Source organism: Leptolyngbya sp. FACHB-321, from assembly GCF_014695975.1.
Lineage (GTDB): Bacteria > Cyanobacteriota > Cyanobacteriia > Leptolyngbyales > Leptolyngbyaceae > Stenomitos.
Window position 1 is genome coordinate 1 of sequence record NZ_JACJPI010000072.1, and the last position, 14,548, is coordinate 14,548.

Genomic DNA, 14,548 nt, shown 5'->3' on the forward strand with positions numbered 1-14,548 from the left:
TCGACCTCATTGCCAGTCTTGGTGCAAAGGCTACCACTTTTTCATGCGTGCTGGTGGACGCAGTTCATGAGGGCTGTTGGCGAATTCGTCAGAGAAAAATCTATGCAACTTGAGACTTAAGCTCCAAGAATCGAGAAGCACGAGTTTTAGCTAAGGGAACGCCTGAGAGCCAAGCATCCAGACGAAGCAAATTTAGAGCAACTGTGGTCAGGATATGCTGAAGATGTGTCTTCGCTAATCCCACATAACGAGACTGTCGTAGACCTGAGCGCCTCACTCCCTGAGATAACGTTCCCTCAATTCCCGCTCGTTGTTGATAGCGCTCCTTGAATGCTGCGGTTTCCTGCTCTTGCCGTCGTTGCTGTAGAACAGCATATTTGGCTTGCGGTTGTAGAGTCAGTCGGCGAGCAAATTTTGAGCGAGTACAGCGTTTGCGCACGGGGCAACGGCGACAATCAGCTTGTGAAAAGTGCAATAATCGGCATAAGTAGTAATTTGGGAGCTTATGCGGAATCATTCTGCCTAACTGCCCCACTGGGAGCTTATGCGGAAAAATTCAGTCTATTATAGTTGAGCTGCCTTGTATTAACTGTTAGTGCTTGGGAACACTGTAGAGTAAGCGGCGCCCCAACTCTGCGTCGGAGCCGACGAACACCGTTAGCCCTGACGACGCGATCTAAGCGGCGTTCGCGGCTCAACTTCGTTGTTAGGCGTTTCCTAGCACACACCGAAAATGCCCGCCTGCCATCTCGAACCCAAAGCCAAGAAAGCGTTTGTCGGAGCCGTCGGCGAAGAACTCGTGCGCCGACACGGCAAGCGCAAATACTACAAGCCCTCCGACGTCGGCCGCGCCGCTTCGTCACGTGGCTACCCAGTCGATATTTACTGCTGGGCCTACTGCATCTTTTCCACGCCGGAGGACTTCCAGTCCATTCACGAAGCAGCCGGAGAGACCTGCGATTACGCAGCCATGAAGACGGAGGTTTTAGCCGACCTTGCCATAGGCGGGTTGTTCGACTGGATCGACATCGACTTGTCGTGGCTCGAGTGGCCCGACATCGATCTCTCATCCCTCTTCGATTGGTTCGACTTTTCGTGACTACTCCAATCCGACCGGAAACGCCTAACCGTGCGCTGAAGCAGTCGCTGAGCTTGGGGTCGTTAGGCATCACGCTACGATGGAGTTTGGAGGCAAGCCTGCCATCACTTGGAGTCTTCCAATGATCCCCACCATCACCGCCTTTGAACAGTCGCCCGATCATGGACAGGGGCTGGCGCGTGATATGCTCGTGCGCTGGGCGCTCGAGGAAGTGAGCCAGCCTTATGACGTTCGTCTTGTTTCATTCAGTGCGATGAAGGAAGCCACACAGCGTGCGCTTAATCCTTTCGGGCAAATACCGACCTATGAAGAAGGCGATCTCGCCTTGTTCGAGTCGGGGGCGATTGTGTTTCATATCGCGGAGCGCCATGCGGGTCTGCTGCCAAACGATGCGAACGCCCGGACACGCGCGATCACATGGATGTTTGCCGCGCTCTCCACGGTTGAGCCTGTGATCGTTCAACGTGAAATCTCTATGTATTTGGAGCGCGACAAGGTCTGGCACGAGGAGCGCCTGCTGATTGTCGAGGAGCGCATCCGCAGCCGACTAGATGACCTCTCGACTCGGCTCGGCGCTGGCGAGTGGCTCGATGGGGCGTTCAGTGCTGGCGATCTGCTGATGGTACAGGTGCTGCGCAGGCTGAGCGGATCGGGCATTCTGGACGACTATCCGAACCTCATAGCCTATGTCGTCCGCGGCGAAGCGCGTCCGACCTTCAAACGTGCTTTCGACACTCAGTTAGCGGTTTTCACTGGCAAGCCGTCCAGCCAGTTGGAATGAGATGCCTAACAATCCCGTTGCACACCGACCGTATAGAGCGCGCACTTCTGCATTAAGTCCGAAAGGTTATCTGCGGCGGGTGAACGGGACCGTTAGCCGGCAGGTTGAATAATGGATCGCTATACGTTCGCAAAGAAGTTTCAGATAGAATGTAGGGAGACTTATTTAGCTGAAGGGGACAGAGGCCCTGTTTATAGCGGCTATCGTGGTGCTATCTGGTTTGAAGGTAATGTATCCGGGAATACAGCGATCCACACCTTTATTGATAAATCAATCGTGGGGCCAGGTGAGTCAGTCTTGGCAGTTATAGAGTTCCCCGATATTTCATTTGAGGAAGTATTAGGATTCATTCATCCTAGGTCGAGGTATCGCATTCAAGAGGGAGGGCGTGTCGTAGGCCATGGGTTGATTGAGAGAGTGCAAAGGATAGCTGGCTAACAACGGCATGCAGCGGACGCGCAAATAGGCAGCCTTCTCAAGATAAAGTCTTGTGCGCGCCGCTGATGCCTGGCGTTATCACCTTCATAATTGCCGAAAATGAGTCGTCTCGGCAGAGTTCCTAGTCTGCATCTAGGCATCATAAGGCTCCGAGGCATACCCCATGCGATCGCTTCAGGTTCATTTCCGGCATGTTGTTCAACTCAGGTTGGCTAGAGACGACAAAGCAAGCCTAACCATTGGAGGCAGGTTCCCGACTCGAACAACCGAACGGTTGCCGAATTTCTGTTGCTCTTGTGCAAGTCTTGGGCTGAGTTGCCAATGACGTGTTTATCTGACTGCTCCCTCAATCCATGGGTCTCTGAACGTTTACAGCCTTTCGGCATCGAAGTTGTCTTACATTAGTTAGATAGAGATAAGTGCAGTTATCTCTATCTAAAAAAGTGACCCACTCGCGGCGCTTTCCTCGACGATGTCACAGCAGCCTGAACGCAACCTTGCAAAGAAGGATACAATTTGGTCACTTCGCTAGCAGCAGTAATGGCACGTTTCTTGCTTTGTACTATTCCCATTGCTGGACACGTTAGTCCTGGTAAAGCCATTGCTTGTGCCTTAATCTAACAGGGGCATGAAGTCTGGTGGTACACGGGTGGAGCGTTTAAGCCACTGGTCGAGTCAACGGGAGCCAAGTTTGTGCCTATCCAAAGTTGGAGCGATTATTCTGATCCTGACAACGTGCCTAAGGCAGTGACAGACCAACGTCAAGCCTTGCGAGGACCCGCCCAACTTAAATTTGATCTCAAACACTTCTTTATTGATGTTGCCGCTGGGCAGGTCAAAGATATCGCCCAAATTCTAGAGACCTTTCGAGCCGATGTGGTGGTGACGGACTCTTTCTTTTTGGGCGGCGGTTGGCTTTGGGAACAAGGGGGACCACCTTGGGCTGAGTTTGGTATCTCAACGTTCGGGTTTAGCAGTCGGGACACCGCTCCCTTTGGTTTGGGTCTTCAGCCCCAAGCTTCACCCGTAGGACGATGGCGCAATCAGAGCTTACATTGGTTGTTTGAACAAGTGTTGTGGCGCGACTTAACCACTCATACGAACAAAGTACGGGCGAGTTTGGGCTTGCCAGCCTCCCGTAAGACTTTCTTTGACACTCTTTCACCCTTTCTCTATCTAGCTGGCACCGTGCCCAGCTTTGAGTATCCTCGAAGTGACTTGCCGCTACAGGTGCACTTTGTGGGTCCACTGCTGTCCTCCATCTTTCTTCCTGGTGTGCCGCCTACGTGGTGGTCGGATTTGCAAGGAGGTCAGCCGGTTGTTCTGGTGACGCAAGGAACGATCGCGACGGCACTGCAAGACTTGCTGCTGCCCACGCTTACTGCTTTAGCACAGACGGACGTCCTGGTTGTTGCCACTACAGGGGGTGCTGATCCAGCCGCTTTGCCGGTGCCACCCAATGCTAGAGTCGAGCCCTACATCTCCTTTGTTGACCTGCTACCGCATGTGGACGTGATGATCAGTAATGGTGGGTTTAATGGGGTTCAAATGGCTTTAGCTCATGGTATCCCTCTGGTCATGGCAGGGAGCACCGAAGATAAACCAGAAATCTGTGCGCGAGTTGAGTGGGCTGGGGCTGGCATTAACTTGAAAACAAAGTCACCGCGTCCGGCCCAAATCAAAGCCGCTGTGAGCCAGCTCTTAACTGATTCAAGTTACCGGTCCAAGGCGCAACAGTTGCAGGCAGAGATGAGTCGCTATCGTGCTCCTGAACTAGCAGCAACCCTGCTGGAACAACTGGCACTGACCCAGCAGCCCATTTTGAGAAGTTGACCGGGGCTAAAGTGATGCTGCCTGCTCCAAGTGATGCTCTGTTTTACCAATCGACATCTTTGCGCTTGATGACTCTCCAGCACTGCAACCGAGGCGAGAGGAGCCACCTGCTCTACGCCACTGGCACATTAAGGAGTGTCTGCGTCAGACCGACAAGGCGGATCATACCCAGCGCACTTATCTCCACTTAGAAGAGTGATACACTTGGCAGCACCGATGACTAACATCACCCTTTGATCCCGTTTTGCCTATTGTGATTGTGCCGTTGCAGGGCGGCAAAGTGGAGGCGCCGCGGCTGGCGGTACAGCCTAATCTCAGGCATTGGCAAATTGAGGAGTTCCTCCGCCAGACCGGCAAAGCAGACAATACTCAAAGCACCTACTGGGGACAATTGGTGCGTTTTGCCGTCTGGTGCCCGAAGTCTTGGTTGGATGTCACGCCCAGTGGCATTGGCAAGTATCGCCGAGAGTTGAAGCTCAAGGGGTTGCAAGCAATCTCCGTGAATCATGCGTTGAATACGTTGCGCTCGTTCTACCAATGGCTGCGGCGCAGCCATGGCGATTCGATGGGTAGTGCTCTTCAGTAAAGGGTAGAGAAAATTAGGACTAGCTATCATGGTTGAGTCTTTTATCATGCATCTCCTGCTTCCGAGTCTTCCACCATGAAGCCTTATCTCCTTTGCCCGACCTGTGGCTCAGACGTCCTTACGTCGCAGATAAATGGTATCTCGATGAGGTTAGCGCCACAATCATAAGGACAGCAATACTACCTGTGGCAAGCCGTCGATGCAGAAGGAAACGTGCTGGATGTCCTGCTGCAATGGCATCGAGATACAAAGACAGCAGCACGTTTTTTCGTAAACTGCGGAAGAAGCAAGGTTGCGCCCCCCGCATGATGGTTACCGATCAACTGAAGAGCGACGAAGCGGCACAGAAACAGGTAAGGAAGCGCATGAAGCATTGACAGCACAAGGGATTGAACAATTGAGCAGAGAATTCGCATCAACTGAAAAGAGTGCAAGAGCGACGAATGAGGCGATTCAAACTGCCTGGGCAAGCGCAACGCTTTCGATCCACCTTTGAACCGATTCGAGGACACTTTCACCCAAAGCAACATGAACTGAGTGCGAAACGATACCGAGAACAGCTACGCCAACGCTTTGAGGAGTGGTGAGAAATCGTTTGCGTGAAAATTGCTGCGTAAAATTGAGCAATGCTTGAACGTTGGAGGATCACTGTGCTTAATGCAGACATCGCTTTAGCGCTGACCTGGTCTGACCCTAGCTGTGATGTCACTACAGCACGGCAACGCGCGATCGCCTTGCTAGGCTCACAAGACCTGTTCTGTGTCTCGAGTGGCAAACGTTTAACCGAGCGCTCTTTGGATATTGACCATTGCTTTCCCTAGTCCGTTTGGGCAAGTGACGCTCTGTGGAACTTGCTGCCGTCTGACCGGACGGTGAATCAACGCCAGAAGCGCGATCGCCTTCCCAGTACTGCCAGGTTGCAAGCGGCTCAAGACCGGGTGCAAGCAGCCTACCTACAGGCGCTCAATCCCTTGCTGCCTGTACGGTTTACACAGGAAGCCTGTGCCAGCTTGCCGGAATTGTTGTCGATGGCGGATGCACCCAGTCTAGATGATTGCTTTACCGCCATCCTGCTGCAACAGGTAAGACTGAAGCATGATCAGCAAGTGCCAGAGTGGCGAGATTAGCATTGCCTGCCTCGTAAGAGCGCACGCCTCGCGTGAGAGCACCACCCAGCGTTGTCTGATGTGAAAGCCTGTGCTTGGATTGTTCTGCGCCTGCCAGAGTCGGGGTGAAGCTAGCACACGGATGCAAAGTGTCAGTGGGGCAGCAGCTGGCTCCAACATGAGTGATGGAGTCGCAATCGCGCTCAGGCTCAGCAAGGTTTAGTCGCCGCAAGGGACTTCTAATACCAATTCCTTAAAGAGCAGCTACAGATAGCGCTTGCAGAATGGAGTCCCATCCGACAAGCGTATCAACAATCGCAACTCATCGAGGTGCTTCGGCAACTGCCATCTCAGCCCGAACTTGAGATGCTGCCACACTCGCTCTATCGGATTGGTTTCTAGAGCATGCGACGGCTGAAACATCAAGATGATGTTGCTCGGCATCTGCAACCGCTTAGCTTTATGAGTACCTGCTTGATCCAGTTGGATAATGAGAATGCAGTCTTTGTACTGCTCATTCACGAGATTCAAAAACATCTGGAAGCAGTCGCTATCGAGCTGCTAATCTCGTAAGAGAAGTGTGCTCCAGTAGCTGGTTCGACTACCCCGTAAAGGTAGGTCGCCTTAAATTGCCACTGGATTTTACCTTTGGGCTTAATGCCTCTTGCTGTAATCTTGCATCCACTGCTGGTCTTGGGTCCAAGACGCGTCTCATCCTGGCAGAAGAAGCGGACAAGTCCGCTCAGTCCCAGCACCGTTATGGCAACCCATATTAGCATCGCTAGGTTCTCAGCGAGTTTTTTTATACGCCTCCACTTGCTCTTCGGAGTTGACCACACTCACCGGACGCGCCACTTTCGGTAAGGCTTTGAGGCGGTAATGCACCAACTGATGCACCGTTTTGTAAGTGGTCGTGATGCCGAGTTGCGTTTCTAACCACTGAAATCTCGCTGTAGCTGTTGAAGCCCTCGCTTTGGTGCAACCGTTGGTTAAGTGCCTCTTGTGTCTAGAGAGGAATGCTCTGCCGTCATTCCGTCCGGGGCGTATGGATAAGCAGAGCGGCGAGACCACCAGTGCGATACATGCAGAGCCACTCCTGCACCGTGACACGATGGCGACCGAGCAGGGTCGCGGCCGACTGAATCGTAGTCGCTTACCTCGTTTTGAGCAGATAAAGCAGTTGAACACGTTCTTTATCAGAACCGGTCTTCTAGCTACAGAGCCGTTATTTCAGGTCTGCTTCCATTGCCGTGATCTCGAGCCTGTAAACGCCTGTCATGGCTGCTGCTTGAACCTAAGCGCTACTTTATACCATCTGTAGCTTAACCTTGAGGAATTGGTATAAAACCCTCCCTATGGCAGGATTGCAGAGAGTTTGATCCCTGACCGCCTCAAGCCATCAGGATTGCTAAGCTGGCTTTTCCACCTAAAGTGAGCTTAATGGGGCTTTGCTACTTTAACGACACTAATGTGTCCCTACGACAAATAGAAAATCACTGTATAGATGATAGCTAAATAAAGACAAAGTCAAGACTTGAAGCCTGTAATGGAACCAGAGCCTAGGCATTGCAAGCGGCTAGTGAGACTGCTGATGGGCTTCCAGTCGTGCAAACGTACGAGGTGCGCTTTGAGTGGCAACGAGGCGATGCACATGCTTTGTCAAGAACAAGTTAACGACATTGATCAAAGCGATGTTAGATCTCAAACCAGGTTGATTGAAGCAAGCATTCGCGTTGCTGCTGAAAGCAACGCGAATGATACCGCTCATTTGTCCTTAGAAATTTCTTGCGACACCCCCGCGACTCTGAGGCATAACTTCGACCACTCAAGGCAAAATGGCTCGACGTGGGGCAACCATTGTGCTTAGCCTGACATGATCGGTAGAACTGAGTGAGTGGACGTAATTATTTGTAGGGTAGCAGGAATATAAGGGCATGCCCTCTGCATCCCCAAGTTCTATCTTCTGTTTAATTAAGCCAACTTATTTATCTAACTTCAACAAACGCGTTGTAGCAATGTCAGTGCTTTTTATACCTTACTAGCAGCCTGGATTTTGTCAAACGTTGCTCCGTCTCCAAAGAACTGCTTCTGAACAATATCCCAACCTCCTAAATCCTGAGCAGTGAATAGGGTTTTAACGGGAGGATACTTCGATGCGACCTCTGCAACCACAGTAGGGTTGACAGGGCGGTAGCCCAGCTTAGCAAATTCTTGTTGGGCTTGTGCTGAGTAAAGAAAATCGACAAACGCTTCTGCCACTTTTTTAGTTCTGTGCTGCTCAACGTTTTTGTCTACTACAGCAACAATACTGTCGATGGAAATGTTAACCTCAGGAATTGTATAAGGCAATTTCTGCCCATTCGCTGCAGCCAGAATGATCTCGTTTTCGTAGTTAATCAAGACATCTCCCTGCCCTTTTTGAAAAAATAGATCGCTAGCCTCGCGCGCATCTTTTGTTAATGTAGGAGCATTTTTATAGACCTTAGTTACCAACTCCAGCGCTTGCTGTTCATCCCCTCCAGTTTGGGTTATGGAACCCCACAAAGCCAAAAATTCCCAGATTGCGATACCCGACGTCTTGGGGTTAGCTGCAATCAACTTGACACCGTCTTTTGCCAAGTCTGCCCAAGTCTGAATGCCTTTAGGATTGCCAGGGCGCGTGACAATAGCAGCCACAGATCGAGTTACAACTCCATTTTTGGGAGCTTCTGTTTCCCAACCTGGTTCAATCAACCCGGCTTGCTGAATTTTATTAATATCTAGGGCAAGTGCCAGATGTACTACATCTGCTTCTTGCGAGTTTTCAATGACAGCCTGAGCTTGAGAACCAGACCCCCCGTAGCTCTGCACGAAGGTGACATTTTGGTGATGCTCGTTCTTCCACTTCTCAACAAATTTAGGAATAATCCGATCGTGAGCGGCTTTCGTCACTGAATAGGAAACTAACCTCAGCTCCACATCTGGTTTGGCAGCAGAGCTGCTTTGGCAGGCAGAGATCGTCACGCTCAAGCTAATTCCTATTAGAAATAAACAGACAGAATTCCACAGTGACCGTTGGCTGAACCAAGCTTTCATGGATCTTTTACCCCACTATCTAATCTTCTGCAAAGCTTTAAAGCTATAAGTTTGAACTTGCGTTATCCAGTCCATTGTCCGATGCACCAACTTAATCAGGTAGAGGGATTCTTAATCTGGAACCACAATATTTTCTAAGCCTATTTCTGCTGGAGGATATTGCGGATGCATTGCCTCTAGCGTGTCTGCGATCGTTCGAGCTACAACTAGATTGCGATACCACTTATTATTCGCAGGTACGACGTACCAGGGGGCATGAGCAGTTGAGCAATTATTAATCATCTCTTCAAAAGCCGCTTGATAGTCATCCCAAAACACACGTTCTTTCAAATCATTACTGGAAAACTTCCAATGCTTATTTGGGTCTTCTAGCCGACTTTCTAATCGCCGTTTTTGTTCGTCTTTGGAAATGTGGAGAAAAAATTTGATTACTGTGATGTTGTTAAGAGTGAGCATATGCTCAAACTCATTAATCAAGTGATACCGCTGCCGCCAAATGTTCTCGGGCACCAGCTGCTTTACCCGTACAACCAGCACATCTTCGTAATGAGAGCGATTGAAGATGGAAATCATGCCGCGCTGAGGTGTCCGTTGGTGGTAGCGCCATAAGAAATCGTGACCTGATTCCTCATCGCTAGGCTTTTTAAATGACCGAACTTGGCAACCTTGCGGGTTGAGACCGCCAAAGACATGTTTTATGGTGCCATCCTTGCCGCCTGTGTCCATAGCTTGCAGCACAATGAGCAAGCTGCGCTTGTGTTCGGCATACAACCGTTCTTGCAGATTCTGCAAACGTTGACGCTGTTGTTCAAGTTCTTCCTCAACGTGCTTCTTTTTCCTGTAGTCTTCAGAAGCATTTGGATCAAGATGAGCTAAGGTAATGGGCTGCCCAGGATGGACTCGGTAGCGAGGATAGTCTGGCTTAGGAGGCGGCTTCTCTACTACGGTTTTCTCAGGTGCCATCTCCTCGGCAGATTCAGTTGTTGCCTTTGCTGCCGCTTGTTGAGTCTTGGAAGATTCTGCTAGCGCTACCTGATTGGTGACAGCAGGACTGCTATTGGTTGAATGATTTAGCTGGCTCATTTTGTTTCCTGATCTACCTTAACCAAAACGCCCGCTGATATACTCCTGCGCTTCTTCAGTCTTTGGAGAATTAAAGATTTGCGCGGTAGGGCTGAACTCAACCAATCTTCCCCGCCGCTTGCCGCTAGAATCTGTTTCCGTATTAAAAAATGCTGTCAAATCTGAGATTCGCGATGCTTGCTGCATGTTGTGGGTCACGATGATGATCGTGTATTGCTCCTTCAGTTCCAGACAAAGATCTTCAACCTGCTTCGTTGAAATGGGATCGAGAGCTGATGCGGGTTCATCCATCAAGATCACATCGGGCTTCATAGCGATCGCTCGAGCAATGCAAAGCCGTTGTTGCTGTCCTCCCGACAAATCTGTCCCCTTAGCTTTCAGCTTGTCTTTCACCTCATCCCAAAGAGCAGCCCGCCGCAGCGATTGTTCCACCAATTCGTCCATATTGCCTTTGTAACCATTGGCTCGTGGACCAAAGGCAATATTTTCGTAGATTGATTTAGGAAAAGGATTCGGTCGCTGGAAGACCATGCCAATTTGACGTCGGACTTTTACTGGATTGATTTTAGGGTCATAAATGTTTTTACCCTGGTAATTGATCTTGCCCTCAACTCTGGCTCCAGGAATGAGATCATTCATCCGGTTAAAGCAGCGCAACAGGGTGCTCTTACCACAGCCTGAAGGTCCAATAAAGGCAATAATCTGTCGTTCAGGAATTTCCACATTGACTTCCTGAAGTGCCATAAAGTCACCATAGTAAACTTTGACACCTCTGACTGCAAAAGTTGTCGCTTCGAGCGTTTCCACAGCTGCATTGTTCGATGGCATATGTATAGTTCCTCGTGTTGCATTACAGTTGGATGAATAGTTGGACCCCGTGGAGGCGCGTGTTAGCAAACCTTCTTTGCAATACAAGTTCTGCTGACAAACTCACTTAAGTAGAAGCCAAAACATAGATGTTTTATTTCAATAGCGAGAAGTGATTTCGCAGATAAATTGCTACCCCATTGAGAACCAGAATGACAAACAATAAAACAATGATGGTTGCGGCAGCAGCATCAGCAAACCCAGGCTCAGGACGAGTAATGTAACTGTAAATCTGAATCGGTAAAGCCATAAAACGTTGAAACAAGCCAGGATTAAATGTGAGAAAACTCACTGCGCCAATGACGAGTAGAGAAGCAGCATCACCGATCGCCCGCGAAACGGAAAGAATAACTCCAGTTAAGATTCCAGGAACAGCATAGGGTAGAACATGATTCCATACTGTTTGCCATTTCGTTGCTCCCAAGCCGTAGGATGCTTCGCGCAGAGCATCAGGAACCGCTCGAATCGCCTCCCTCGAAGTCACAATAATGACGGGTAAAGACAGCAGAGATAAGGTTAGTGCGCCAGTAATCAATGATGGGCCAAAGCCTAAAAGATAATAGAAAACGCCTAACCCCAGTAGCCCATAGACGATCGAGGGGATTCCAGCCAAGTTGGCAATATTAACTTCGATGATATCGGTCCACCAAGCTTTGGGTGCATATTCTTCGAGGTATAAAGCCGCCCCTACTCCGATCGGTACGGAGATTAGCATGACTAATAACCCTAGAAAAATGCTGCCAAAGATAGCAGGGCGTATTCCTCCTTCCTTTGAAAAACGAGAAGGCATTTCAGTTAAGAAACCAGGTGTCAACAGCCTAGCTAAGCCATCCTTAAAAACATCAATGACTAGGAGAGCAAGAACGACTAAGCCAATAGACAGACCAATTAAAAAGAGAATTTCAAAAACTTTACCGATTCTTTCTCTTTTCTCAACTTGTGGACTGAATTCCTCTGCTCGTTCTTGAAAATCATTTTGGTAAGACGAAGAAGCCATAATGATGCACGTAGAATTAATGGGTTTAGTACTTTTCTTTGTAACGATTCGCGATCCAATGACTGATAACGTTCAACGTGAGCGTGAGTAAAAACAAAACAGCTCCGACAGCGTAAAGTGTGTTGTAATTCAGGCTCCCGCGAGGGCTATCGCCTCCAGAGATTTGAGCCATATAAGCAGTCATGGTTTCCACAGTTTGAAAAGGATTAATGCTGAGACGAGGCTGCTGCCCAGCCGCAATCACAACAATCATTGTTTCACCGACAGCTCTAGAAACGCCTAGAATAATCGAGGCGGCAATCCCGGAGAGAGCCGCAGGGAAGATAATTCTGGTGATGACTTCCAGTTTTGTCACGCCCATCGCGTAAGCGCCTTCCCGTAAAGAGAGAGGCACGGATTGCAGGGCATCTAAGCTAATGGAGCCAATAGTGGGCATCACCATGATTCCGGTCATCAACCCAGCACTGAGGGCGTTAAAGACCTCCAAGGGAAGAAAGTTGCGTAGGACAGGCGTTACAAACAATAGAGCAAAGTAACCAAAAACAACTGTAGGGACTCCCGCCAACAGCTCTACAGCCGGACGTAAAATACCTGCCACCCTAGATGAGGCATATTCACTCAGGTAGATAGCAGCAGATAACCCCAGCGGAATGGCAACAAACATGGCGATCGTTGTCGTCAATAGCGTGCCGTTGATTAAGGGCCAAATTCCAAAGTGCTTTTCTGCGAATAAAGGAGTCCACTGGGTATCGAGAAAGAACTGAGCCAGTGACACCTTTTGAAAAAACTGAAAGGTGACGCGAAAGATAATAAAAACAATTCCGAACGTGGTGAGTACCGAAACTAACGCGCAACAAAACAAAAGCACCGCAATAATTTTCTCCGGAACATCCTCGCCTGCTCTTTTCTCAAGCAATCGCCCATCTTGATTCAACTCACCCCTAGAATTTGTGTTTTGCATAGCATTAGAAAACTATTGAGAAGCGTCAAGTTTTAGTCGGTTTTTAAGGAGAAACACTTTAAAGGAGCTCTGCAATGGGCTGCCCAGGTTTTGCATCTTTGAATTTAGAACCAGTCTCCTCAGAAGCAAGTTTTTGTTTAACTTTAGGGTAAGCTTCATCGGGTAGCGCCACATAACCCACCTGGTCGACCCATTTCCAAGAATTCTCGATGTAAAACTCAACAAACTCTTTGACTGCTGGTTCACTATCTAGCGACTTCTTGCTGACATAGATGAAGAGAGGGCGAGATAAGGGCAAATAAATGTTCTTCACCACATTGTCTAAGGGAACCGGTGTTTTACACTCCCCTTTTGGACTTTGCACAGCTACTAAATTCAGCTTGTCTTGGTTTGCTAGATAATAGGATATGCCAACGTAACCTAGGGCACCTGCATCTCCTATCACCCCTTGAACAAGAACATTTTGATTGTGGCTAGGTGTATAGTCTGTTCGGCTATCCTTAGCTTTGCCTGTAACAGCTTGCGTAAAATAATCAAAGGTTCCAGTATCAGAAGCTGGAGCATAAAGCTTTAGCGGTTGACTCGGAAATTTTGGATTAATTTGATTCCAGGTGTTGGCTTTATTCGCTGATTTGGAGTTCCAGATTTTGTTAAGTTCCTCGATCGTCAGGCACTTAGCAAACTTGTTTTGGCGATTGGCAATCACAGCAATTCCATCTAAAGCAATGGGCAGCTCCACAACCTTAATATCTTTTTTCTTGCAGGTCTCAATCTCCTCATCTTTAATGGCGCGTGAAGCGCCAACCACATCAATATCACCATTACAGAACTTGCTGATACCGCCTCCCGTGCCGCTTGAAGCAACACTAACCTGAGCCTCCGGCTTAACTTTCTGAAATTCCTCTGCAACAGCCTGATGGATGGGAAAACCTACAGCTCCGCCATCAACACTGACTTCATTTTTCTTTTCTTCCACACTACTGCAAGATGGTAGGCCAAAGGTAAGGACCATTGTTAAGACTGTCAACAAACCTTGAGATTTGAGAATTGGCATCAGAAGAAGTATGTGATTATAAAATGAGTTTTGCGTAGCAGAGCTGTGTATAGAACAAAAATCCCTGAAATCGTTTTCAATTTATGTAAGATAGCCATTGCTTCAGTTCATTTCGCTACTGGTAGGTAGATAACTATCCACCATTAGCTCAATTAACTCTTATACTGGCTATTCTTAAACTACTAAAACTCGATCAATTTACAGTAGTTTTGCAATATGAGAATTGTCGACTATGGCTACTTTTCTCTCATCTTCCTAAAGAGGTAGGTTCTACAGACAGCTTTAGTAATGCGAGGTGGGAAATCGGGTTATGTCGCACAAATAATAGGGTCGGAAGGCGCAATTTCTCTCACCTCACCTTAAAGGGTTACCCCATCCTGGTTTAAGTGGCGGCACTGCCTGCTAGCAATCATCTTGCTGTAGGTACGGTGGTATTGTCACTCTCCCCTGAGCGACCGGAACTTGGAAGCAATGATGGCAGAGCGAGGAGTGGCGGTGGCTCATGCGACGCTCAACCGATGGGTACTGAAGTTAGCACCGACACTAGACAAAGGAGTTCGACCGCCTTTGGGTTTAACCAATGCTTCATGGCGAGTCGATGAGACCGCTATCGAGGTCAAAGGGGAGTGGAAAGAGCTTGACCGAGCGGTGGACTCGATGGAGAACAC

At 49.0% G+C, this 14,548-nt stretch carries 17 protein-coding genes and 2 pseudogenes; 10 read left to right on the forward strand and 9 right to left on the reverse strand.

Annotated elements, in window-relative coordinates; translation table 11 throughout:
* Window positions 1-100 precede the first annotated feature (100 nt).
* Window positions 101-517, reverse strand: a complete 417-nt coding sequence (locus tag H6F76_RS31580; protein WP_347276077.1) for a transposase — start codon at window positions 515-517, stop codon at window positions 101-103.
* A gap of 216 nt (window positions 518-733) precedes the next feature.
* On the opposite strand from H6F76_RS31580, the gene H6F76_RS20025 reads away from it, so the two are divergent.
* The 9 genes from H6F76_RS20025 to H6F76_RS20060 all read left to right on the forward strand — a co-directional run bounded on the left by H6F76_RS20025 (window position 734) and on the right by H6F76_RS20060 (window position 5,864).
* Entirely contained in the window at window positions 734-1,099 is a 366-nt protein-coding gene (locus H6F76_RS20025) for a hypothetical protein (protein ID WP_190510949.1), read from the forward strand.
* Complete coding sequence (locus H6F76_RS31125; RefSeq protein ID WP_277881259.1) at window positions 1,096-1,224, forward strand: hypothetical protein; 129 nt, start codon at window positions 1,096-1,098, stop codon at window positions 1,222-1,224. The genes H6F76_RS20025 and H6F76_RS31125 overlap by 4 nt, the downstream gene beginning before the upstream one ends.
* Window positions 1,221-1,880 (forward strand): glutathione S-transferase family protein, encoded by a 660-nt coding sequence (locus tag H6F76_RS20030; RefSeq protein ID WP_190510951.1) that lies wholly within the window; start codon window positions 1,221-1,223, stop codon window positions 1,878-1,880. The genes H6F76_RS31125 and H6F76_RS20030 overlap by 4 nt, the downstream gene beginning before the upstream one ends.
* A gap of 1,131 nt (window positions 1,881-3,011) precedes the next feature.
* On the forward strand, window positions 3,012-4,151 hold the full coding sequence (locus H6F76_RS31585; RefSeq protein WP_190510953.1) for a nucleotide disphospho-sugar-binding domain-containing protein: 1,140 nt from the start codon (window positions 3,012-3,014) through the stop codon (window positions 4,149-4,151).
* Window positions 4,152-4,431: 280 nt separating this feature from the next.
* On the forward strand, window positions 4,432-4,737 hold the full coding sequence (locus H6F76_RS20040) for a site-specific integrase (RefSeq protein WP_347276078.1): 306 nt from the start codon (window positions 4,432-4,434) through the stop codon (window positions 4,735-4,737).
* A gap of 233 nt (window positions 4,738-4,970) precedes the next feature.
* The gene (locus tag H6F76_RS30625; RefSeq protein ID WP_242036756.1) at window positions 4,971-5,114 is read left to right on the forward strand and encodes a hypothetical protein; all 144 of its coding nucleotides are present in this window, start codon (window positions 4,971-4,973) and stop codon (window positions 5,112-5,114) included.
* Window positions 5,115-5,180: 66 nt separating this feature from the next.
* Complete coding sequence (locus H6F76_RS20050; RefSeq protein WP_190510956.1) at window positions 5,181-5,324, forward strand: hypothetical protein; 144 nt, start codon at window positions 5,181-5,183, stop codon at window positions 5,322-5,324.
* Between the two features lie 63 nt (window positions 5,325-5,387).
* The gene (locus tag H6F76_RS20055; RefSeq protein WP_190510958.1) at window positions 5,388-5,558 is read left to right on the forward strand and encodes a hypothetical protein; all 171 of its coding nucleotides are present in this window, start codon (window positions 5,388-5,390) and stop codon (window positions 5,556-5,558) included.
* 30 nt (window positions 5,559-5,588) lie between these two features.
* Window positions 5,589-5,864, forward strand: a complete 276-nt coding sequence (locus tag H6F76_RS20060) for a hypothetical protein (protein ID WP_190510960.1) — start codon at window positions 5,589-5,591, stop codon at window positions 5,862-5,864.
* Between the two features lie 243 nt (window positions 5,865-6,107).
* Here H6F76_RS20060 and H6F76_RS20065 read toward each other — a convergent pair.
* The 8 genes and pseudogenes from H6F76_RS20065 to H6F76_RS20100 all read right to left on the reverse strand — a co-directional run.
* Window positions 6,108-6,386: pseudogene (locus tag H6F76_RS20065) on the reverse strand (transposase); the annotation flags it as partial.
* A 246-nt stretch (window positions 6,387-6,632) separates the two neighbouring features.
* Window positions 6,633-6,914 (reverse strand): hypothetical protein, encoded by a 282-nt coding sequence (locus H6F76_RS20070; protein WP_206754399.1) that lies wholly within the window; start codon window positions 6,912-6,914, stop codon window positions 6,633-6,635.
* Window positions 6,915-7,871: 957 nt separating this feature from the next.
* Window positions 7,872-8,918: a sulfate ABC transporter substrate-binding protein gene (locus H6F76_RS20075; RefSeq protein ID WP_190510966.1), complete on the reverse strand. Its 1,047-nt coding sequence runs from the start codon at window positions 8,916-8,918 to the stop codon at window positions 7,872-7,874.
* Between the two features lie 111 nt (window positions 8,919-9,029).
* Window positions 9,030-10,001, reverse strand: coding sequence for a polyphosphate kinase 2 family protein (locus tag H6F76_RS20080; protein ID WP_190447562.1), 972 nt, complete (start codon window positions 9,999-10,001; stop codon window positions 9,030-9,032).
* Window positions 10,002-10,019: 18 nt separating this feature from the next.
* Entirely contained in the window at window positions 10,020-10,829 is an 810-nt protein-coding gene (gene pstB / locus H6F76_RS20085) for a phosphate ABC transporter ATP-binding protein PstB (RefSeq protein WP_190510968.1), read from the reverse strand.
* Between the two features lie 133 nt (window positions 10,830-10,962).
* Window positions 10,963-11,865, reverse strand: coding sequence for a phosphate ABC transporter permease PstA (gene pstA, locus H6F76_RS20090; RefSeq protein WP_190510970.1), 903 nt, complete (start codon window positions 11,863-11,865; stop codon window positions 10,963-10,965).
* A gap of 25 nt (window positions 11,866-11,890) precedes the next feature.
* A complete protein-coding gene (pstC, locus tag H6F76_RS20095; protein WP_190510972.1) occupies window positions 11,891-12,826 on the reverse strand; it encodes a phosphate ABC transporter permease subunit PstC in 936 nt (311 codons plus the stop codon).
* 58 nt (window positions 12,827-12,884) lie between these two features.
* Window positions 12,885-13,880 (reverse strand): PstS family phosphate ABC transporter substrate-binding protein, encoded by a 996-nt coding sequence (locus H6F76_RS20100; RefSeq protein ID WP_190510974.1) that lies wholly within the window; start codon window positions 13,878-13,880, stop codon window positions 12,885-12,887.
* Window positions 13,881-14,327: 447 nt separating this feature from the next.
* Between H6F76_RS20100 and H6F76_RS20105 the strand changes: the two are divergent.
* Window positions 14,328-14,548, forward strand: a pseudogene (locus H6F76_RS20105) (IS6 family transposase); the annotation flags it as partial.

Excerpts from the sequence above, each read along its gene's own strand:
- H6F76_RS31580 (WP_347276077.1), bottom strand. The coding sequence starts at position 517 with ATGATTCCGCATAAGCTCCCAAATTACTACTTATGCCGATTATTGCAC.
- H6F76_RS20025 (WP_190510949.1), top strand. The coding sequence starts at position 734 with ATGCCCGCCTGCCATCTCGAACCCAAAGCCAAGAAAGCGTTTGTCGGA.
- H6F76_RS20030 (WP_190510951.1), top strand. The coding sequence starts at position 1,221 with ATGATCCCCACCATCACCGCCTTTGAACAGTCGCCCGATCATGGACAG.
- H6F76_RS30625 (WP_242036756.1), top strand. The coding sequence starts at position 4,971 with ATGGCATCGAGATACAAAGACAGCAGCACGTTTTTTCGTAAACTGCGG.
- H6F76_RS20050 (WP_190510956.1), top strand. The coding sequence starts at position 5,181 with ATGAGGCGATTCAAACTGCCTGGGCAAGCGCAACGCTTTCGATCCACC.
- H6F76_RS20075 (WP_190510966.1), bottom strand. The coding sequence starts at position 8,918 with ATGAAAGCTTGGTTCAGCCAACGGTCACTGTGGAATTCTGTCTGTTTA.
- H6F76_RS20080 (WP_190447562.1), bottom strand. The coding sequence starts at position 10,001 with ATGAGCCAGCTAAATCATTCAACCAATAGCAGTCCTGCTGTCACCAAT.
- pstB (WP_190510968.1), bottom strand. The coding sequence starts at position 10,829 with ATGCCATCGAACAATGCAGCTGTGGAAACGCTCGAAGCGACAACTTTT.
- pstA (WP_190510970.1), bottom strand. The coding sequence starts at position 11,865 with ATGGCTTCTTCGTCTTACCAAAATGATTTTCAAGAACGAGCAGAGGAA.
- pstC (WP_190510972.1), bottom strand. The coding sequence starts at position 12,826 with ATGCAAAACACAAATTCTAGGGGTGAGTTGAATCAAGATGGGCGATTG.
- H6F76_RS20100 (WP_190510974.1), bottom strand. The coding sequence starts at position 13,880 with ATGCCAATTCTCAAATCTCAAGGTTTGTTGACAGTCTTAACAATGGTC.